Annotated in this window: 19 protein-coding genes; 9 read left to right on the top strand and 10 right to left on the bottom strand. The window is 67.7% G+C overall.

The window, feature by feature from the left end; genetic code table 11:
- Nucleotides 1–174: 174 nt before the first annotated feature.
- The 9 genes from NF876_RS33115 to NF876_RS33075 form a co-directional block, all read right to left on the bottom strand.
- Nucleotides 175–1,095: a GntR family transcriptional regulator gene (locus tag NF876_RS33115; RefSeq protein ID WP_262272401.1), complete on the bottom strand. Its 921-nt coding sequence runs from the start codon at nt 1,093–1,095 to the stop codon at nt 175–177.
- A 152-nt stretch (nt 1,096–1,247) separates the two neighbouring features.
- Nucleotides 1,248–2,213 carry a Bug family tripartite tricarboxylate transporter substrate binding protein gene (locus NF876_RS33110; protein ID WP_262272400.1) on the bottom strand — a complete coding sequence of 322 codons (966 nt, stop codon included), beginning with the start codon at nt 2,211–2,213 and terminating at the stop codon, nt 1,248–1,250.
- 53 nt (nt 2,214–2,266) lie between these two features.
- Nucleotides 2,267–4,978, bottom strand: a complete 2,712-nt coding sequence (acnA, locus tag NF876_RS33105; RefSeq protein WP_262272399.1) for an aconitate hydratase AcnA — start codon at nt 4,976–4,978, stop codon at nt 2,267–2,269.
- 233 nt (nt 4,979–5,211) lie between these two features.
- Nucleotides 5,212–6,489 (bottom strand): MGH1-like glycoside hydrolase domain-containing protein, encoded by a 1,278-nt coding sequence (locus tag NF876_RS33100; protein WP_262272398.1) that lies wholly within the window; start codon nt 6,487–6,489, stop codon nt 5,212–5,214.
- A 22-nt stretch (nt 6,490–6,511) separates the two neighbouring features.
- Nucleotides 6,512–7,561 carry an ABC transporter ATP-binding protein gene (locus tag NF876_RS33095; protein WP_262272397.1) on the bottom strand — a complete coding sequence of 350 codons (1,050 nt, stop codon included), beginning with the start codon at nt 7,559–7,561 and terminating at the stop codon, nt 6,512–6,514.
- An 11-nt stretch (nt 7,562–7,572) separates the two neighbouring features.
- Nucleotides 7,573–8,385 (bottom strand): carbohydrate ABC transporter permease, encoded by an 813-nt coding sequence (locus tag NF876_RS33090; protein WP_373371354.1) that lies wholly within the window; start codon nt 8,383–8,385, stop codon nt 7,573–7,575.
- 44 nt (nt 8,386–8,429) lie between these two features.
- Nucleotides 8,430–9,281 carry a carbohydrate ABC transporter permease gene (locus tag NF876_RS33085; protein ID WP_262272395.1) on the bottom strand — a complete coding sequence of 284 codons (852 nt, stop codon included), beginning with the start codon at nt 9,279–9,281 and terminating at the stop codon, nt 8,430–8,432.
- A 67-nt stretch (nt 9,282–9,348) separates the two neighbouring features.
- Nucleotides 9,349–10,632 (bottom strand): ABC transporter substrate-binding protein, encoded by a 1,284-nt coding sequence (locus NF876_RS33080; protein ID WP_262272394.1) that lies wholly within the window; start codon nt 10,630–10,632, stop codon nt 9,349–9,351.
- A 67-nt stretch (nt 10,633–10,699) separates the two neighbouring features.
- The gene (locus NF876_RS33075) at nt 10,700–11,707 is read right to left on the bottom strand and encodes a LacI family DNA-binding transcriptional regulator (RefSeq protein WP_262272393.1); all 1,008 of its coding nucleotides are present in this window, start codon (nt 11,705–11,707) and stop codon (nt 10,700–10,702) included.
- Nucleotides 11,708–12,111: 404 nt separating this feature from the next.
- Between NF876_RS33075 and NF876_RS33070 the strand changes: the two genes are divergently transcribed.
- Both NF876_RS33070 and NF876_RS33065 read left to right on the top strand, forming a co-directional pair.
- Complete coding sequence (locus NF876_RS33070) at nt 12,112–12,867, top strand: HugZ family pyridoxamine 5'-phosphate oxidase (protein ID WP_262272392.1); 756 nt, start codon at nt 12,112–12,114, stop codon at nt 12,865–12,867.
- 125 nt (nt 12,868–12,992) lie between these two features.
- Entirely contained in the window at nt 12,993–13,904 is a 912-nt protein-coding gene (locus tag NF876_RS33065) for a YihY/virulence factor BrkB family protein (protein WP_262272391.1), read from the top strand.
- 105 nt (nt 13,905–14,009) lie between these two features.
- Here the strand turns inward: NF876_RS33065 and NF876_RS33060 are convergent, their stop codons facing one another.
- Nucleotides 14,010–14,174, bottom strand: a complete 165-nt coding sequence (locus NF876_RS33060) for a hypothetical protein (protein WP_262272390.1) — start codon at nt 14,172–14,174, stop codon at nt 14,010–14,012.
- A gap of 233 nt (nt 14,175–14,407) precedes the next feature.
- On the opposite strand from NF876_RS33060, the gene NF876_RS33055 reads away from it, so the two are divergent.
- From NF876_RS33055 to NF876_RS33025, 7 genes are all read left to right on the top strand, one after another.
- The gene (locus NF876_RS33055) at nt 14,408–14,890 is read left to right on the top strand and encodes an Hsp20 family protein (protein WP_262272389.1); all 483 of its coding nucleotides are present in this window, start codon (nt 14,408–14,410) and stop codon (nt 14,888–14,890) included.
- Between the two features lie 76 nt (nt 14,891–14,966).
- Nucleotides 14,967–15,482 (top strand): Hsp20/alpha crystallin family protein, encoded by a 516-nt coding sequence (locus NF876_RS33050; protein ID WP_262272388.1) that lies wholly within the window; start codon nt 14,967–14,969, stop codon nt 15,480–15,482.
- 206 nt (nt 15,483–15,688) lie between these two features.
- Nucleotides 15,689–15,865, top strand: a complete 177-nt coding sequence (locus NF876_RS33045) for a hypothetical protein (protein WP_262272387.1) — start codon at nt 15,689–15,691, stop codon at nt 15,863–15,865.
- 14 nt (nt 15,866–15,879) lie between these two features.
- The gene (locus NF876_RS33040; RefSeq protein ID WP_262272386.1) at nt 15,880–16,218 is read left to right on the top strand and encodes a hypothetical protein; all 339 of its coding nucleotides are present in this window, start codon (nt 15,880–15,882) and stop codon (nt 16,216–16,218) included.
- 211 nt (nt 16,219–16,429) lie between these two features.
- Nucleotides 16,430–16,780: a hypothetical protein gene (locus NF876_RS33035; RefSeq protein WP_262272385.1), complete on the top strand. Its 351-nt coding sequence runs from the start codon at nt 16,430–16,432 to the stop codon at nt 16,778–16,780.
- Between the two features lie 84 nt (nt 16,781–16,864).
- On the top strand, nt 16,865–17,572 hold the full coding sequence (locus NF876_RS33030; RefSeq protein WP_262272384.1) for a sigma-70 family RNA polymerase sigma factor: 708 nt from the start codon (nt 16,865–16,867) through the stop codon (nt 17,570–17,572).
- 347 nt (nt 17,573–17,919) lie between these two features.
- A complete protein-coding gene (locus NF876_RS33025; protein WP_315975099.1) occupies nt 17,920–18,162 on the top strand; it encodes a PAS domain-containing protein in 243 nt (80 codons plus the stop codon).
- The last annotated feature ends 36 nt before the right edge of the window (nt 18,163–18,198 follow it).

Raw genomic sequence — 18,198 nt, 5'->3', positions numbered from 1 at the left:
AATCAGAGGCAGTCTAAGTCATTGATTTTGCTTGTTTTAGGGTATTTAAGGTACAATCCTCTCCTGGGCACCATCCCTCTCTCGAGGGTTCGATCCGCAAAGCACTCCAGGATCATCAAGTTCGACGGGCCGGCAGGTTGCCCGTTTCCTTCGAACACATCATTCCACTCCAGTTCACCGTTCCAGGATCGGCCTGATCTCCTGAAGGTTTTCGATCGTGTGCTCCAGGTGGCGCCGGAGCGCCTGCGCGGCGTCGGCGTTCCGGCCGCGCTCCAGGAGGTCGAGAATCTCGAGGTGCTCCTCGCATTGCCGGCGATAGCGCTTGCGGTCGATCATCGACCGGTAGGAGAGCAGGCGGCGGACGCGGTTGATGCGGCGCACGGCCTCCAGGAAGAACGGATTGCCGCAGGCTCCGATGATCGCCTCGTGGAACCGCACGCCACGCTCGTGCAGGGCGTCCGCCGTGTCGGTCTCGATGGCGCCGGCGAGAAGCCGCAGCTCCGCCTCGCGGCAGCGGGCTGCGATCTCGGGATCGAGACGGTAGCCCGGCTCGAGCAGCGCGGCGGGTTCGAGGGCGAGGCGGACGCGGTAGGTCTGCTCCAGGCTCTCCGGCGTGGTCAGCATCGGCGAGAAGGACCAGCCGTAGCCGGGGCGGCGCTCGGCCCAGCCTTCCTGGGCGATCCAGCTCAAGACCGCGTTCAGCTGCGCCTTCGTGGCCCCATAGGCGTCCTTGAGATAGGCCTCGGACACCGGGTCGGGCAGGCGGCCGTGAAGATGATCCTCGGCGATCCTGAAATAGACGTGAGAGGCCTCCTCCCTGGGCGCCAGGCCAAGGGTCTCCGGCGATGCATCCTTGGCGCTCGAGACGAAATAGCCGCGGTTGCGTTCGTGGACGAGGACACCCTTGGCGGCCAGCAGCTGCAGGGCCTGGCCGACGGGAAAGCGGGAGACGTTGAACCGCTCCGCCAGCCCCTGCGCCGTGAGATGCGTCCCGACGGCCAGTCCGCCGTCCCGGATATGGCCGAGGATCTGCGCGGCGAGCCCCTCGGTCAATTCGCGCTTTCCGTTGACCGCGCGCTCATCGGCTGCCCTCATGACCACATCCTCGGACGCACTCGTTTCGATGGTTCGACCCTCGTTTACCCGAAGTGTCGCGGTCACGGTACTCTCATCATCGCTTCGTCGTGCGCCGAAGGGCGATCCCCGGCCGGGAAGGGGAGCCCTGCAGGGCTCCCCTGGTCTCTGTCTTACGACTTCACGAGACCGATCGACTTCAGCACGTCGCCGACCCGTGCCTGCTCGTCCTTCAGGAAGGCCTCGAACGGCGCGCCCGCCAGATAGAAATCCTCCCAGCCGCGAGCTTTCAGGATTTCGGCCCATTCCTTCGACTTGACGAGCTTGTCGATGGTCTCCGCATGAGCCTTCCTCTGGTCGGCCGTGATGGCAGGAGGCGCCATGACGGCGCGCCAGTTCACGACCTCCACGTCCATGCCCTGCTCCTTCAGGGTGGGAACGTCGGCGGCGGCGAGCCGCTTGCCGGACGAGAGCGCGGGCGCCCGCAGCTTGCCGGCCTTGATCTGGCTCTCGAACTCGCCGTAGCCGGACACGCCGGCCGTCACGCGCCCGTCGAGCATGGCGGCCAGCGCCTCGCCGCCGCCCGAGAAGGCGATGTAGTTGACCTTCGACGGCTCGGAGCCGGCCGCCTTGGTGAACAGGGCCGCCAGGATATGGTCCGCGCCGCCGGCCGATCCGCCCGCCCAGGTCACCTTGGCCGGATCCGCCTTCACGGCCTCGGCCAGCTCCTTGACCGACGTGATCGGCGAGCTCGCCGGCACCACGATCACCAGCGGATCGCCGATGAGGCGCGCGATGGGCGTGACCTGGTCCAGGTTCACCGGCGCCTTGTTGCTCAGGATCGCCCCGATCATGGTGATGCCGTTGACCATGAGCTGGGTCGGATCGCCCTTGGCGTTGTTGACGAACTGCGCGAGCCCGATGGTGCCGCCGGCCCCGGTCACGTTGGTGACCTGAACGCTCTTGGCAAGGCCCGTCTGGGTGAGCACCTGCTGGATCGAGCGCGCGGCCGAGTCCCAGCCGCCACCGGGTCCGGCCGGGGCCATGATCTTGAGTTCCTGCTGGGCGAAGGCCGATGACGCGACGAGCGCCAGGGCGGCGAATGCAACGCCGCGGACCGTCTTGGTGTAGTGGCTCACGAGTTCCTCCCTTTAAGGTTGCGTGAGGGGTGATCGCGAAACGGCGTTGCCGCTCAGCGTCCGGGGTTCGGCGAAATCTCTCGCCGGGTGTTTTCACCGGTTCCGGTGAAGTCGGGGGCGGGCGTCCCGCGGCTTGTGGCCTCCGCGTCGACGACCCGCTGCAGGATGAGCGGGATGATGCCGCCGCCGCGCAGGATCTCGACCTCGAGACCCGTCTCGATGGCGGCTGTGGCGGCGAAGGTTTCGCTCTCGCCCGACGCGCGCCGGATCGTGACCGGCACGGAGCCGCGCGGGCTGAGCATCGCGGGATCGGCCTCGATCAGGATCCGGTCGCCCGCGCGCAGATGGAGGGCGTCCGGATGCCGGTCCTCCGGAAGCCGCAGGGGCAGGACTCCCATGCCGATCAGGTTCGACCGGTGGATGCGCTCGAAGCTCGAGGCCAGCACCGCGCGGGCGCCGAGCAGCGCCACGCCCTTCGCGGCCCAATCGCGGGACGAGCCCATGCCGTAGCGCTCGCCGGCCACCACCACGACGGAGGCACCCTCGTGGGCATAGCGCTCGGCCGCCCGGTAGAGCGGCAGGTGCTCGCCGGATCCCGCGTGGATCGTGAAGCCCGGAGCGATCTGCTCATCGAGCAGATTGCGCACGTTCCGGTTGGTGAACAGGCCGCGCACCATGGCCTCCCAGTTGCCGCGGCGCGAGGCGAAGACGTTCAGGTCGCGGCGGTTCTCGCCGCCCGCGACGAGATATTCCGCGGCCTCTCCCGTCTGCGGGATCTGACCGGCCGGAGAGATGTGGTCGGTGGTGATGTCGTCGCCGAGCACGAGCAGCGGATGGGCCGCGTAGGCGCCCAGCCGCGTGCCCGTGCCGAAGCCGGCGAAAGGCGGGCGGCGGATATAGGTCGAGCCCGCGTTCCACGGGAACAGGGGCGTGGCCGGCGCATCGAGCACCCGCCACGTGTCGCTCGCCTCGGCGGCCTCGTAGGCGGGGCCGTAGTCACGGGGGTCGATGGCCGCAGCCAAGGCCGCGTCGATCTCGTCACCGGTCGGCCAGAGATCGGCGAGCCCGATGGTCGCGCCGGACGCGGAACGGCCGATGGGGTCGGTCAGGATATTGCGGTCGACGTCGCCCGCGAGCGCAAAGGCGACGACGAGCGGCGGCGAGGCCAGGAAGCCGGCCTCGAGCTGCGGGTGCACCCGGCCCGGGAAGTTGCGGTTGCCGGACAGGACCGCCACGGGAACGATGCCGCGCTCCGTCATGGCCTGCTCGATGGCGGCGGGCAGTGGCCCGGAATTGCCGATGCAGGTGGTGCAGCCATAGCCGACGATGCTAAAGCCGATCGCCTCCAGATCCTCCAGCAGCCCGGCCCGGCGCAGATAGCGCTCGGCGGCGGGCGAGCCCGGCGCCAGCGAGGTCTTCACCCAGGCTGGCGGCGTGAGGCCGAAGCGACGCGCCTTGCGGGCGACGAGGCCGGCGGCGACGAGAAGACGCGGATCGGACGTGTTGGTGCAGCTCGTGATCGCCGCGATGGCCACGGCGCCGTGGCCGGGCTGCTCGCGTCGCACGGCCGAGGGCTTGTCCGCGAGCATCGGCGCCAGGGCCGCGACCGTCGTTCCGGCCGGAATGCGGTCCTGCGGGCGGCGCGGGCCGGCGAGGCTGACCTCGACCGCGTCGAGATCGATCTCGACCACGTCGGTGAAGCGGGGAGACGCGTCGGGATCGAACCACAATCCCTGTCGCCGGGCATAGGCCTCGACAAGGCGCACATGGTCGGCGGAGCGTCCCGTCTCGCGCAGGTAGCGCAGAACCTGATCGTCGATGGGGAAGAAGCCGGAATTGGCGCCGAATTCCGGGGTCATGTTGGCGATGACCGCGCGGTCGCCGGCGGACAGCGTCGACACGCCCGGCCCGAAGAACTCGACGAAACGGTCCGCCAGACCGACGCGCCGGAGCCGCTCGGTCACGGTCAGAGCCAGATCGGTGGCAAGCACGCCCTGGCGCGGCCGTCCGGTGAGGCGCACGCCGACGATGTCCGGCACGCGGATCATCACCGGCATGCCGAAGACCACGCTCTCGGCCTCAAGTCCGCCGACGCCCCAGCCGAGCACGCCGATGCCGTTGATCATCGGCGTGTGGCTGTCGGTTCCGATCAGGGTGTCCGGCGCGGCCCAGGACACGCCGTCGCGCTCCGACGGGGCGACAACGCTCGCCAGACGTTCGAGATTGAGCGTGTGCATGATGCCGGTGCCGGGCGGATGGACGCGGAAGCCGGTGAGCGCGCGCGTGGCCCATTTCATGAAGCGGTAGCGCTCGGCGTTGCGCCCGTATTCGCGCTCCATGTTGCGCCGGGGCGCATCGGGCGAGCCGAACACGTCGACGCCGAGCGAATGGTCGGTCGACACGTCGACGGGCAGCACGGGATTGAGCCGGCCGGGATCGTGCCCGGCCTCGGCGAGGGATGCGCGCATGCCGGCGATATCCACGAGGGCGGGGCCGCAGGTGGTGTCGTGCATCATCACCCGGCCGGGCAGGAACGGAATCTCCGCCTCGCTGCGTCCGGCCCGGAGCCAGGACAGGATCGCGTCCCTGGCCCGCGGAGCGTCCTCGTCCGCGTTGCGCAGCACGTTCTCCAGCAGGATCCGCAGGATGTGCGGCAGCCGTTCGAGCCGGCCAGACGCGGCATCCGGCAGGCCGATGATCCGATGTCGCCGTCCGTTGACGGCAACGCTTGTCAGGAAGGGGCTCGATGTCGGGTTGCGGGACATGAGCGAGTAATTGCATAAACCGATTTATAAATGCAAACCAATTCTGCATTTTATAGCCATATTATGCTATTGGCCGAGCGGCGCTCCCGTAAGTGACGGAAATGTCGACGCATCGTCGAATGAGGCAGCCGCATGCCGCGCCTCTGCAGGATTGCGTCCCGGCCCCCATGCGCACGAAAGCCGCGGGTCGTCGGACGACCCGCGGCCTTTGCAGTGCCGCCGCGTCTCTGGGCTCAGCGGCGCCGGCCGAGCACCATGTAGGCCGCCGCCGTCCACGAGAAGGTGTCGCCGCCCAGGCCCTCGCCGGTCGTCGGGTCGAAATACTCGCAGAAGCCGGCGCTCTCGATCGCCCGGACGGTTGTCCGCTCGATCCGTCGCGCGAGATCCTCGGCCCCGTTCAGGCGCAGTCCGTCGCAGATGAGCCAGTTGACCACGGCCCAGACCGGGCCGCGCCAGTAGCGCTTGGGCTCGAAGGCGGGCGAGAAGGCCGGCGTCGAGGGGACCCCGACCACCATGCCGTCGAGCCAGCGCTTGATCTCCGCCGTGACGGCCTCCTGCTGAGCCTCGTCGAGCTCCAGGGCCACGAGCGGGATGAAGGCAGCCTGCGTGGGCGTGTCGATGTCCTGCCCCGAGACCAGGTCGAGGTTGACGAAGCGCGAAAGCGCCGGGCGCCAGCGACGGGCAAGGCCCTCGCGCAGCCGGGCATGCATGCGCGCCAGTTCCGCCTTCTCCTCGGCCGTTCCAAGGCTCTCGGCGAGATGCATCAGGTCGGCGGTCGCCCGCGCCAGGATGGCGGTCATCTGGACGTCCGCCACCTTGAAGGGAGCGGCCGACCATTGCCGGGCCGGGTCCCAGCCGCACGCGCGGTATGTGTCGACCAGGTGGATGAAGCGCTGGTAGTCCTCGTCGCGCGGCCGCATGGAGGCGTCCACATGGCCCGTGTCCTTGCGGCGGATCGCGGTCGTGGTGGTGGTCGGCACGCGCGCCAGCGCCATGTCCCAGGCCGGCGAGTTGTCGCTGCCGCTCTCCCAGGGATGCAGGATCGACACGAGGCCGAGGCCGTCCGGGTCGCGCGCGGCGAGCCACCAGCGGTGCGAGCGCAGGGCGGCCTGGAACAGCGCCTTCGTGCGCCGCGCCGCGCCGGCCGTGCCGCCCGCGAGAGCGGCCTCGTGCACATGGCGCAGGGCCATGCCGAAGACCGGCGGCTGCGTGATGCCCGAGGTCGGGACGCGGTGCCGCGTGCCCCACACGTCTGGACCGGGGAAATAGGTGTCGCTCGGCGCATGGAACACGATGTGCGGGATCATGCCGTCGTCCCACTGGCCTTCGACGAGACGCTCCAGCTCGCGATAGGCCCGGTCCACGTCGAAGACCGCGAAGCCCATGGCGACGAAAGCGGAGTCCCAGTTCCACTGGAACGGATAGAGCCGGTCGGTCGGCACCGTGTAGCCGCCGCGATCGTTGCGCGCGAGAATGGCGCGCGCCGCCTCTTCCTTGGGAAGCGTATTCATCTCAAATGTCCTTGTTCAAAAGTCAGGCCCGGGCGAGGGCGCGTCCGGTGGTGCTGTCGATCCAGGTCACCCGGGCCGGATCGACGGTGAGGCCCACGCGCTCGCCGGCGGTCACTTCGGCCGTCGGCGGCGCGACGATGCGGGCGAGCTGGCCGTCGATGGCGCCGGTCAGGAGCAGGTGCGAGCCCATCGGCTCCACCACGCGCACGTCGAAGGGAAGGCCGGAGCCGTCGGCGCTCAGGCTTGCATCCTCGCCGCGCAGGCCCAGCTCCAGGCTCTCGGCCGTGGCCGGGCAGGGCAGGGCGGCATCGCCGATCCGCGCCGTGCCCTGGCTGCATCGGACCTTGATGAAGTTCATGGGCGGCGAGCCGATGAAGCCGCCGACGAAGCGGGTGGCGGGCGTGGCATAGATCTCGAGCGGCGAGCCGATCTGGTCGATCATGCCGCCGTACATCACGGCGATGCGGTCGGCGAGGCCCATGGCCTCGGTCTGGTCGTGCGTCACGTAGATCGTCGTGGTGCCGGCCTCGCGCAGGACCGCCTTCAATTCCGTGCGCATCTCGAGGCGCAGGAGCGCGTCGAGATTGGAGAGCGGCTCGTCCATGAGCAGCACGGCGGGCTCGACGGCGAGCGCCCGGGCCACGGCCACGCGCTGGCGCTGGCCGCCCGAGAGTTTGGCCGGATAGCGGTCGAGATAGCTCTCGATGTGGAGCAGGGCCGCGGCGCGTTCGACCTTGCGCTTGACGTCCGCCGCCGCGGCCTTCTGCATGCGCAGCCCGAAGGCGACGTTCTCGAACACGGTCATGTGCGGGAAGACCGCATAGTTCTGGAACACCATCGCGAGCCCGCGCTTGCGGGGGCTGAGATGGCTCACGTCCTGGCCTCCGATGACGACGCGGCCGGAGGTCTGGGTCTCGAGGCCGGCGATGATGCGGAGCAACGTGGTCTTGCCGCAGCCCGAGGGGCCGAGGAGCGCCACGAACTCGCCGTCGTTGACGGTGAGCGAGACCTCCTGCAGGGCGCGGAAGGAGCCGAATTCCTTGACGACGCGGTCGATGACGATGTCTGCCATGATGGGATCCGTTACTTGCTCGCAATGCCCCACACCGCGAAGAGGTATCGTCTCACGGCGAAGATGAAGAGCACGGAGGGGATGATGAGGATGAAGCCGCCGGCGAAGCGGTAGTGAAGCGGGCTCTCGGCGAGGATCCGCAGCAGATAGGCGGTGAGCGTCCGCTCGCGCACGGTGAGGATCGAGGCCGCGAACACCTCGTTCCACGAGATCACGAAGGCGAAGATCGCGGTGGCGGCGAGGCCCGGCAGGGCGAGCGGCAGGATCACCTTGACGAAGGCCTGGAAGCGCGTGCAGCCGAACACCCAGGCGGCCTCCTCGTATTCGCGCGGGATGCCCATGAACAGGCTCTGCGTGACGAGGGCCGCGAAGGGCAGGGCCAGCACCGTGTGAATCAGCGACACGCCGAAGGGCGTGTCGTAGAGCCCGAGGCGGATGAACGACACGGTGAGCGGCAGCGCCAGGATGGCGAGCGGGAAGGCGCGGGTGAGGAGAACGAGAAGCCGATAGGCGTTCTGCCCGCGGAAGCTGTAGCGCGCCAGCGCATAGCCGGCAGGCGCGCCGAGCGCGATGGAGAACACGACCGTCAGGCCGGCCGCGATGAGCGAGTTGACGAGGGCGTTGAACACGCCCTCGATGGCGAGGAACTGGCTCATGGCCGCGAAGGACAGGTCCGAGGGCCAGATCGATTTCGGCCAGCGGAACACGCCGAGCCGCCCTCCGAAGGCGCCGAGCGCCACGAGATAGATCGGCACCAGCACCCAGGCGATGAGCACCGCGAGGCCGGTCCAAAGCAGCAGGCGCCGGGCCGAGGGAAGGGCCATGCCGCGGTTCGTCGCGGCGGGTTTCGTTGCAACCGCGCTGGCTGTCATGGGAGCTGCTCCGGACGCGTTCTCAAAACGCGCAGATAGACGGCGGTCGCGGCAAGCGAGATCGCCATGATCAGCACCGCGTACGCCGCCGCGACGCCGTAATTCTGGTTGTCGTTCTGCCAGACATAGGCCTCGCCGGCGAGAACCGGGAAATTGCGCCCGCCGAGCGCGTAGACGACGGCGAAGACCTCGAAGGCGAGCACCGTGCGCAGGATCAGGGCCGATTGCAGGCTGGGCTTCAGGAGCGGCAGGGTGATCCGGGTGAAGCGCGTCCAGGGCTTGGCGCCGAAGATCTCGGCCGCTTCCGCGAATTCCTTCGGGATCAGCTGCAGGCCGGCGATCAGGATCACCAGCACGATCGCGGTGGCGCGCCAGAGCTCGGCCAGCACGATGGCGAAGAACAGGGCGACCGGCGTCTCCTGCGACAGCCACCCGGTCGGCCCCTGGATCAGGCCGAGCGCGTAGAGCGCGGAGTTCAGGTAGCCGGTGTTCTGGAGCAGGGCGAGCCAGGCAAGGCCCGCCGCGAGGTCCGAGATACCGAGTGGAATCGTGAGCATCCACAGGACCAGGTCGCGGCCCTTGTCGAGCTTCGTCACCATGGTGGCCATGCCGAGCGCCAGAACCACCTGGAGCGGCACGACCACGAGGGTGAGCAGGAAGGTGTTCTTGACCGCGAGGGCGAAGTTCAGGTCGCCGGCCATGCGCCGGTAGTTCTCCAGCGACAGGCCGTCGCCGGCGGAGACCGACAGCCAGATCGTCTGCACGAGCGGCACCAGAAACAGCGCCGCGAGAAAGACGACTGAGGGCGCGATCAGCGCATAGGGGATCCAGGAAGGGCGTGCAGGCATGAAGCCGCTCCACGGGGCAGAAGAAGGGTCCCGGCGAAGCGTGCTCCGCCGGGCTCGGTCGATCGGGTTACTGGACCGCGCAGGCGCCCTGGCTCGGCTTGTCCGGGGCCCAGCAGGGTGCGCCGGTCTCCTTCATGAGCGTGTCGAGCACTTTCGCCTGAGCGTCGAGCACGTCCTTGACCGGCTCGTTGCGCAGCACGATGCGCTGGAACGAATCCATGTAGACCTTGTTGAACTCGCCGCCCTTGGCGCCGAGGCCGACGGGCAGGAGCGACACGAGCGCATCCTTGGCGTTCTGCGTCGCCGCGACCGCACCGGCGAGCGCCTTGATGCCCGGCGCGAGATCCGCCGGCAGTTCCGCCTTCACGACCGGGAAGAAACCGACTTCGGCGGCCGTCGCCAGCTGGGTCTGCGGCTTGGTCAGGTGCTCGATCACCGCCACGGCGCCGGCCCGGTTCGGCGCGTCCTTCGGGATGGCGAGGCCGGCGATCACCGGCATGTAGCCGCGTCCCTTCGGGCCGGCCGGCGCCGGGAAGGCGACGAACTGGTCGGGCTGCAGGGTGAGGGCTTCCTTCACGCGCGCGATGTGATCCCAGGCGATCCACACCTCGCCGGAGAGCAGCGGCTCCTGCATGAAGTTGTAGTTGGTGGAATTGGGGTTCGACACCGCCCACAGGTCCTTCAGGGCGTTCCATCCGGCCTCGGCCTCGGCCGACTTGAAGGTGGTGACCACGCCGCCCGTGAAGGACGGGTAGAAATAGCCCTGGAAGAAGCGCGGCAGCAGGCCCGTCGGGCCGGCCGGGAAGCCGAGGCGGCGCTGGCCGGTCTTCTCGACGATGGTCTTGCCCCATTGCTGCAGCTGCGCATAGGTGAGGCTGTTCACGTCCGCGCCCGCCGGCAGGTATTGCAGCGCCTGCTTGTTGGCCACCATGACGTAGGTGGCCTGCATCCACGGGATGTATTGCTGCTGGCCCGTGCCGAGCTTGCCGAGATCCATCAGGCTCGCCGGAATGCCGCGGTCGGTCAGCTTCGCGGCGACGTCGTCGACGGGCTGGAGATCGGCCGGCACGTGCGGCTGCAACTCGCCGTGCAGCGCCCCGACGACGCTCGCCGTGCGCTTGCCGGCCTGCGTCTCGGCTTTCATGCGCACCGCGAAGGCCGGCGGCTCGTCGACCACGTAGGTGACCTTGCCGGGAATGCCCTTGAGCAGGACCTCGCGGACTTTGGTCGCCTCCTCGATGGGACGAAGCTGGGTCGAGTAAAAGATGGTTTCCTGCGCCTGCGCGACGGTCAGCCCTCCGAACAGGGCGGCCGCGGCGGCAATGGCGCGAAGCGATACCGGATGCGTCATGTCCTTCCTCCATCGGTCCCTTGTCAGTGCCGCTCGATCCGGGCCCGGAAGATCGAGGGCATCAAACTCAGTTCGCCGGTCCGTGGGTGGCCCTCGGAACCTGCCGAACCGGCAGAATGGTCTGCAGCTCGCGGGCCTCGCGCCCTCCGAGCCGCGCGAGCAGCATCTCGGCCAGCTGCCGGCCCACGTCGGGCGCGGCGATCTCCATGCTCGAGAGCGGTGGATCGGTGAAGGCCGCGGAGGGCAGATTGTCGTGCCCGATCACGGCGATCTCGCGCCCGGCCGCGAGCCCGCGCTCCTTGAGGGCGCTCAGGGCGCCGATCGCCATGCTGTCGGTGGCGCACAGGAGGGCCGTGGGCGGCGCGCTCTGCCGGAGCAGCCATTGCGCGGCCTCGTAGCCCCCGGCCTCCGTCGGCGGGGCGGTGTATTCGAGCCGGTCCGGGGAGCCCATGTCGGCGAGGGCCGCCAGCCAGCCCTGCCGGCGCAGATGCGCGAAGGTCAGGTCCTGCGGGGCCGCGATATGGGCGATCCGCCGATGGCCCAGGGCGGCGAGCGCGCGGGCGGCGTCCCCAAACCCTGCCTCGCCGTCGCCGTCGATGAAGGCATGCTCGTCGGGCCGGGCCGTGCGGCCATGGGTCACGAACGGGATGCCGCGCTCCGTCAGGAAGGCCACGCGTTCGTCCTCGAGCCGCGTGCGCACCACGATCACCGCGTCCGCGCGCCGGCCGTCGAGCACCCGCCGGTAGGTGTCCATCTCGCCGGCGCGGCCGGCGGTCGGCAGCAGCATCAGGTCGAGGCCCTCCTCGGCGAGCCGCTGCCCGCAGGCCGCCAGCATGTTGAGGAAGATCGGAGGGCCGAACCGGCCCGGCTCCGTCGGCAGGGTCACGGCCACCGCTTCGGCCTTGCGCCGCCGCAGGCTGCGGGCGGCGGGGTTCGGACGGTAGTTCATCGCCCGCGCGGCTGCCTGAACGCGCTCGCGGGTCGCCGGCGCCACGTCGGCATAGCCGTCGAGGGCTCGCGACACCGTCGTGATCGACAGGCCGAGCGATTGCGCGAGAAGCTTCAGGTTGGACACGGGGCTCAGGTCTCCTTGGGCTTCCGACTAGATTTCCAAAACGTTTTGGAAAGTCAATCATCCTGCTCTCAGCCCTTGGTATGATGTTCGGTTCCGCCAATTTCAGGGGACTGACTTGGAACGGCTCGTTCTCCGTCGCGGCCGGCCTCATGCCGACCGTTCCTCTTCTCCCGGGCATGGAACGCCGTCTTCCGACGTGCTGTGTTTCCGGTTCGCCAACCCTCGGACCCGGCTCACCGCGGTCCGTGCTCGGCCCAAAGCTGCGTTGGACGTGGCAAGCGGCGCCATCCTTCCGTGATCGGTCTGGCGCCTCAGAAGCGGAGCCTCCGAACCGGGCCTGGTGTTCACTTTTGGTTCCGACGCGCTAGGGTATGAACGCAACGGTGAGTCCAGGAGGATGCGGAATGGCGAAGGATCCGATTCTGCCCGTCGACGACGAGGCTCGCGCTCTCGCCAAGAAGCTCATGCGCACCGCTCGCTCCGGCGCGCTCGCCACCAACGATCCCGACAGCGGCATGCCGTTCGCCAGCCTCGTCCAGGTGGGAACGGATCTCGACGGCGCGCCCGTCATCCTCACCTCGCAGCTGTCGCTGCACACGAGGCTGATGGAGGCCGATCCCCGGTGCTCCCTGCTCCTGTCGTCCATCGGCAAAGGCGACCCGCTGGCGCATCCGCGCCTGACCCTGCAGGCCAGTGCCGAGCGTCTCGACCGGGAGACCGACGAGGCGAAAAGCATCCGCCGCCGCTATCTGCTGCAGCATCCGAAGGCCGAACTCTACGTCGACTTCCCGGATTTCAGCTTCTGGCGCCTGAAGGTCGCGTCCGGCAGCCTCAACGGCGGCTTCGGCCGGGCCTACCGCATGACGGCCGAGGATCTCCTCACCGACATGGCCGAGTTCTTCGATTTCTACGACTTCGAAGCCGAGGCTGTCGCGCACATGAACGCCGAGCACGGCGATGCGGTCGCGCTCTACGCCACACAGCTCTGCGGCGCCCGCGAGGGGGCCTGGCAGCTGATCGGGGTCGACCCCGAGGGACTCCAGATGGCCCTCGGCGACGAGATCCTGCGCCTGTCCTTCCCAAGGCCCCTGACGGGCCCCCACGAGGTCCGTCCCATGCTCATCCGCCTCGCGAACGAGGCCCGCAGCCGCGTCGCGTAGACATCCTCGGCCCGAACCGGTGAGACACCATGGGGCTTGCCATGCCCTGCCCGGACCCGCATCAAGGGACGTGATCGCGCAGTCTCGTCCGCCCGATCCGCCGATCCACGATCCCCAGGCCGACGATGCGACCGATCCACCTTCCATCCCGTGCCCGATCCGCCTTCGCCGTCACGGCCGATGCGGGATCGCGCTTTGCGCGCAACGACGGCTTGGCCATGGCGAGCCACGTGGCGCTCTCCCTGGTCATTGCCCTGTTCCCGTTCCTGATCTGCGTCGCCGCGCTGGCGGCCTTTCTCGGGGCCGGGCGGATCTCGACCCACATCGTCCACCTGCTCTTCGATTTCTGGCCCGAAGGGGTCGCCGGCCCCCTGGCCCGCGAGGCCGACAAGGTTCTGATCCCGCGCCGGAACGTCCTGACGGTCAGCATCGTCCTGACCCTGCTCGTCGCCACCAACGGGGTCGAGAGCCTGCGGGTCGCCCTGTGCCGGGCCTACGGGGTCGAGCGGTTCCGGCCGTGGTGGCAGGCGCGCCTCATCGGGGTCGGGTTCATCCTCATCGGCGCGGGCGCGCTCGTCGCCTCTTCGGTTCTGGTCGTGCTGTGGCCGTCGATCTGGCGGTGGGCCTTGTCCTACATGCCGGATCTCAGGGGGCTCGGCCCGACCTACGACGTGGTGCGCTACGGACTGGCGTCGATCATCCTGGTGGCGGGCCTTTCCGCCACCCATCTCTGGCTGCCCGACATCCGCCCCCATTCCCGGGACGTGGTGCCGGGCGTTGCGGCCACCCTGGTCCTGTGGCTCGCCGGGGCGAGCCTCTACGGCGAGTTTCTCGCCACCATGACCCATCTGAAGGCCACCTATGCGGGCCTGGCGGGCATCCTGACCGCGCTGATCTTCCTTCAGATCTCGGCGGCGATCTTCATTTTCGGAGCCGAGCTCAACGCGGCGCTGCGCCGCCGGAAACCCCACGGCCAGGGACGTGATCTCCTGCCCGCCGCCGCGGGCGGCGAACCGCTGACGGAATCACCGCTCTAAAGCATCGGACGGACCCAGAGGGCCGCGTCAGCGAAAAGTGGACCCGGTTTTCGCTGGCGCGGCCCTTCGGGTCACTGGCGTGGCCCGCCGGGTCCGCACGAGGCACTAGGAGCTCACCCCTTCGTCGCGTTTCCGCTCGCAATCGCGCTTCGGGGTCTGCTGCGGAGCCTGCTGCTGCTGGGCGATGATCGTCCCGTCGCGGGAGGTGTCCGCCGCCGGGGACGGGGTGGCGAAGGCGGTCAGGACGGCAAGGGAGAGAATGCGGAGCATGGTGGTCTGTCCTTGGTCGAAGCGACCCGATGCTAAGGGGAAGCGGCCCCGATGGCCAGCGGGTTTCAGGGGACGTCGCGAGCGATGCCGTTCGGGCATTCCAGGCCCTCTTGAAATTCGGAAAAGCCCTTCCTACCATCAATATCGCCGAGGCCTTTCAAAGGCTTGGCATGACGGGCGCCGGCCGGTGTCCGGCGCTCTCACGTCCATGTTGCTCATTGGAGGATATGGTGATGAGAACAGCTTTCGACTTCTCCCCCCTGTACCGTTCGACGGTCGGCTTCGACCGCCTGTTCGACATGCTCGATCAATCCGCCCAGATCGAGCCCCTGACCAACTGGCCGCCCTACAACATCGAGAAGGTGGGCGAAGACCAGTATGTGATCACGATGGCCATCGCGGGCTTCGCTCCGGATGAGATCGAACTCACCCAGAAGGAGAGCCAGCTCCTGGTGGCGGGTCAAAAGAAGGGCTCCGAAGAAGGCCGGCAATATCTCCATCGCGGCATCGCGACCCGCGCCTTCAAGCAGACCTTCAACCTCGCCGACCATGTGAAGGTCACGCAGGCGAGCCTCGAGAACGGTCTGCTCACGGTCGATCTGAAGCGCGAAGTGCCCGAAGCGCTCAAACCGCGCAGGATCGAGATCAATGCCGGCACCGGGACGACACCGGCCGGACGGCAGCCGCAGCAGATCGAGCACGGCAAGGCTGCGTAACGGAGCCCATGCCAGAACGCAGCGCCGGTTCAGCACCGGCGCTGCCGCAACGCCTGAGCGAAAGGAGGATGCCACCATGACCATGCGCGATCTCATTCCCTGGGGTCGCAACCAGCAGACGACCCCGAGCCGCTACCGCGAGGACAGCGATCCCTTCATGACCCTGCATCGCGAGATGAACCGGCTCTTCGACGACGTGTTCCGCGGCTTCGACATGGCGCCGCTCGGCGGCATGAGCCGGATGACGGGATGGCCGCAGGTGGAAGTCGTCGACAACGACAAGGATGTCCGCATCTCGGCGGAACTGCCGGGCCTCGAGGACGAGGACGTGGAGGTCCTGATGGGCGACGGCGTCCTCACCATCCGGGGCGAGAAGAAGTCCGAGATCGAGGACAAGGAGCGCGCGTTCAGCGAGCGGCACTACGGCCTTTTCGAGCGCCGCATCCCGCTGGCCTGGGATGTGGAGGAGGACAAGATCGACGCCAGCTTCAGGAACGGCGTTCTCACCGTCACCCTGCCCAAGGCGGCCGGGAGCCCGCCGGGGGTGAAGCGCATCCCGATCAACCGTGCGGGCGACGAAACCAAGCATTAGCGGCATGAGAGCCGGGCCCGGGCTGGCTGGTTAGCGGCCCGGGCCCACCCTTTGCTCGATGGAGGAAGGACACCATGGACCTAGTGACCCTCGACCGACAACCTGCTCGTGATCCGGCAGCATCGCTCCCGCCACGGGAAGCTCTCAATGGCGGTACGGCGCCCGAGGCACAGACCCTTCCCTTCAGGGATCTACAGGAGGTTCTGATGCACCGTGGCTTGGGGGTTGGCGCGAAGCGGGCCATTCTCGCGTCCTGGATCTCGGATGCCTGTGCCGTGGAGAACCTGCCGAACTGGCGCAGGCTGCCCGGGACCGGGGCTCTTGTGGCGCTGGACGACATCCTCGACGCCCTGCGGGCACTTGATGGCGGCACCCTCCACTAAGCCGGGAGGGTGCCATGGCCACGTTCAATCCGCGAGGCTGGCCACGCCTGCCGGATTGGCTCGACCCTCATCAGGGCCGCCGTAGGCCACGGGAGATCAACCGGGAAGCGCTGGAACGCTGCTGCATGGCGCTGGCGTTCTGCCTGTGCTTCGCCGCTCTCGCGCCGGTACACCTGATCCCGTTCGCGTTCACCGGTTTGCTGTTCCTGGCCGGGATTGCCTCGATCAGCCTGGCGGCCCTACGCGGGGATCAGCCGCTGACATCGCACCTGAACGTCTGGGACGAGGCGGCGCTTCTGTTCACGATGAGCCTTGGCCTGCGCCTGTCGATTGGACCATGGCCGGCCAGCTGACTTCCCAATCCGTCATTGATCGACTTGGATCTGGAGGAGTGCAATGGAGCAGCAGACGATCAGGACCAGACAGTCCCAATCACCACCGCCATTCCTGACCCGGGAACGCCATTGATCTAAGCGAGCAGGGGAGGGCAGTTCCAAGCACCCCATTAGCCAGTCGCGTCCAGTAACTCGCGAGTGGGCAGCCGGCACAAACCCTCCTGGCGTCGTGCCATGGGCGTCCTGGCTGCGTGCCCGCGTCAGCCGCCGTGAGGCTCCCTTCCTGCCGGATCTCGACTGGGCGTTCGTCAACCCGGCGTCCGTCTTCGCCTCGCCTCATGATGTCGTGCGCCATCCACGGCTGACGATCGACTGCAAGCGCGAGATCTTGCAGCGCTGGGCGTGGGACGAGTATCTGCTTGATCTCGCCAACACCGAGGGCATGCCGGAAAGCGAGCCCTCGCGCCTGGAGGAGGTCAAGGCCGCCCGGCGGCTGGTCAACGCGGAACGCAGCCCCGACCCGGCAGCCCCAGCGGCTTTCTTTGTTCTCTACCACTGGGACGAAGCCCTTGCGGCTTAGGGGCGGAGACCCTGGACCGGATTTGTCTCGCTCACGGCCAACCTTGGGTGTATAGTGAAGCTGTCGCTCAGGTGGAGCACGGCCATGACCCAAGCCGTTCACCAACACAGACGTCCCGCTTTCCAAGAAACAGATCGCAGCCGCTCTGCCCATCACAAGCGTCTGCGGCTCCAACATATCTATTCCCATTCCCACGCACAGCACCTTGCCCTCGTGCAGGAGATCCGCGCACGGCGCCGCTCGCAGTTCATGCGGAACCAGCTCTCGGCCTGTCTGCCGCACCTGCGGAACTTTGCCTTGCATCTGACACGCGATCCGGTCCGGAGTGACGATCTTGTGCAGGATACCCTGCTACGGGCGTGGGCGGGCCTCGACCGCTTCCAGCCTGGGACCAACCTGGAGGCGTGGCTGTTCACGATCCTGCGCAACAGCTTCTATTCCGAACTCCGTAAGCGCCGGCGGGAGATCGAAGACCCGGAGGGTGGCTTTGCCCGGCGCCTGATGGTTCAGCCTGAGCAGGAGTCCAAGCTGATGCTGGATGACCTTCAGGCGGCGCTGATCCGGTTACCATCCGGGCAGCGCGCCGCTCTCCTCCTGGTGACCGAGCAGGGCAAGACCTACGAGAACGCGGCGGCTCTGTGCGGTGTGGCGGTTGGCACGCTCAAGAGCCGAGTCAACCGTGCCCGCACCCATCTGGCTGCGATGTTGCAGATGGAGGACCGGCACGATCTCGGCCTGGATCGGCTGATGCGGGCCGCACTGCAACACCTGAAAAGCACAGATGGGTTATAAACCTGGTCTTGCGTCGCAGGATGTTCCTGTCGGGCTGAACGTCCCAGAGGAGGCCTGACCGCACCGTTAGCTGACTAGGCTTGGTCCCACGGCTGAGCGGCGAATATTTCAGCCGGCTCCCGATCTTCTTCGCACGCGAGTGGAATCACCTTTGTGATCTGCCCGGCACCAGAACTGTCCTGAATAATCCCCTATTATCACAAGCTGTCTTGCTGGATATGCCCAAAGGTCGAGATAGGGGTCGGCGAACGTTAAATCACGCTGGCAGGGCTCTTCAGGGTCGGTTGGGAGACCACAGATGGCACTTGATGGTAGCGGAGTCGATCCATCGCAGTACTTGAAGCAGCATCAGAAAGCATTCTGATCTGGAACGGCCTGGCCCGATCATCGTCTATGCTAACCCCGCTTTTGAACAGATGACGGGATGGACCGCGCGCGAAGTGATCGGACAAACGCCCAGTATCCTTCAAGGTGCGAGCACTGACCTTTCGATCTTTCGTCGTGGACACAACCGTCATGAGGCGCTCGGCTTTTGTCATCGGAGCCTGCCAGGGAAGGTCAGACACTGTAAGCTCAACAGGCCGCGCTGACGCGAAGGGTCTACAATCCGAAGTCGTCCCGAAATC

The sequence above is a fragment of the Microvirga yunnanensis genome (assembly GCF_025460875.1).
Note: the sequence above shows the minus strand (reverse complement) of the source record. Positions and strands in the feature narration are given on the sequence as shown.

Excerpts from the sequence above, each read along its gene's own strand:
- NF876_RS33115 (WP_262272401.1), bottom strand. The coding sequence starts at position 1,095 with ATGAGGGCAGCCGATGAGCGCGCGGTCAACGGAAAGCGCGAATTGACC.
- acnA (WP_262272399.1), bottom strand. The coding sequence starts at position 4,978 with ATGTCCCGCAACCCGACATCGAGCCCCTTCCTGACAAGCGTTGCCGTC.
- NF876_RS33100 (WP_262272398.1), bottom strand. The coding sequence starts at position 6,489 with ATGAATACGCTTCCCAAGGAAGAGGCGGCGCGCGCCATTCTCGCGCGC.
- NF876_RS33095 (WP_262272397.1), bottom strand. The coding sequence starts at position 7,561 with ATGGCAGACATCGTCATCGACCGCGTCGTCAAGGAATTCGGCTCCTTC.
- NF876_RS33090 (WP_373371354.1), bottom strand. The coding sequence starts at position 8,385 with ATGGCCCTTCCCTCGGCCCGGCGCCTGCTGCTTTGGACCGGCCTCGCG.
- NF876_RS33085 (WP_262272395.1), bottom strand. The coding sequence starts at position 9,281 with ATGCCTGCACGCCCTTCCTGGATCCCCTATGCGCTGATCGCGCCCTCA.
- NF876_RS33080 (WP_262272394.1), bottom strand. The coding sequence starts at position 10,632 with ATGACGCATCCGGTATCGCTTCGCGCCATTGCCGCCGCGGCCGCCCTG.
- NF876_RS33070 (WP_262272392.1), top strand. The coding sequence starts at position 12,112 with ATGGCGAAGGATCCGATTCTGCCCGTCGACGACGAGGCTCGCGCTCTC.
- NF876_RS33065 (WP_262272391.1), top strand. The coding sequence starts at position 12,993 with ATGCGACCGATCCACCTTCCATCCCGTGCCCGATCCGCCTTCGCCGTC.
- NF876_RS33060 (WP_262272390.1), bottom strand. The coding sequence starts at position 14,174 with ATGCTCCGCATTCTCTCCCTTGCCGTCCTGACCGCCTTCGCCACCCCG.
- NF876_RS33055 (WP_262272389.1), top strand. The coding sequence starts at position 14,408 with ATGAGAACAGCTTTCGACTTCTCCCCCCTGTACCGTTCGACGGTCGGC.
- NF876_RS33050 (WP_262272388.1), top strand. The coding sequence starts at position 14,967 with ATGACCATGCGCGATCTCATTCCCTGGGGTCGCAACCAGCAGACGACC.
- NF876_RS33045 (WP_262272387.1), top strand. The coding sequence starts at position 15,689 with ATGCACCGTGGCTTGGGGGTTGGCGCGAAGCGGGCCATTCTCGCGTCC.
- NF876_RS33040 (WP_262272386.1), top strand. The coding sequence starts at position 15,880 with ATGGCCACGTTCAATCCGCGAGGCTGGCCACGCCTGCCGGATTGGCTC.
- NF876_RS33030 (WP_262272384.1), top strand. The coding sequence starts at position 16,865 with ATGACCCAAGCCGTTCACCAACACAGACGTCCCGCTTTCCAAGAAACA.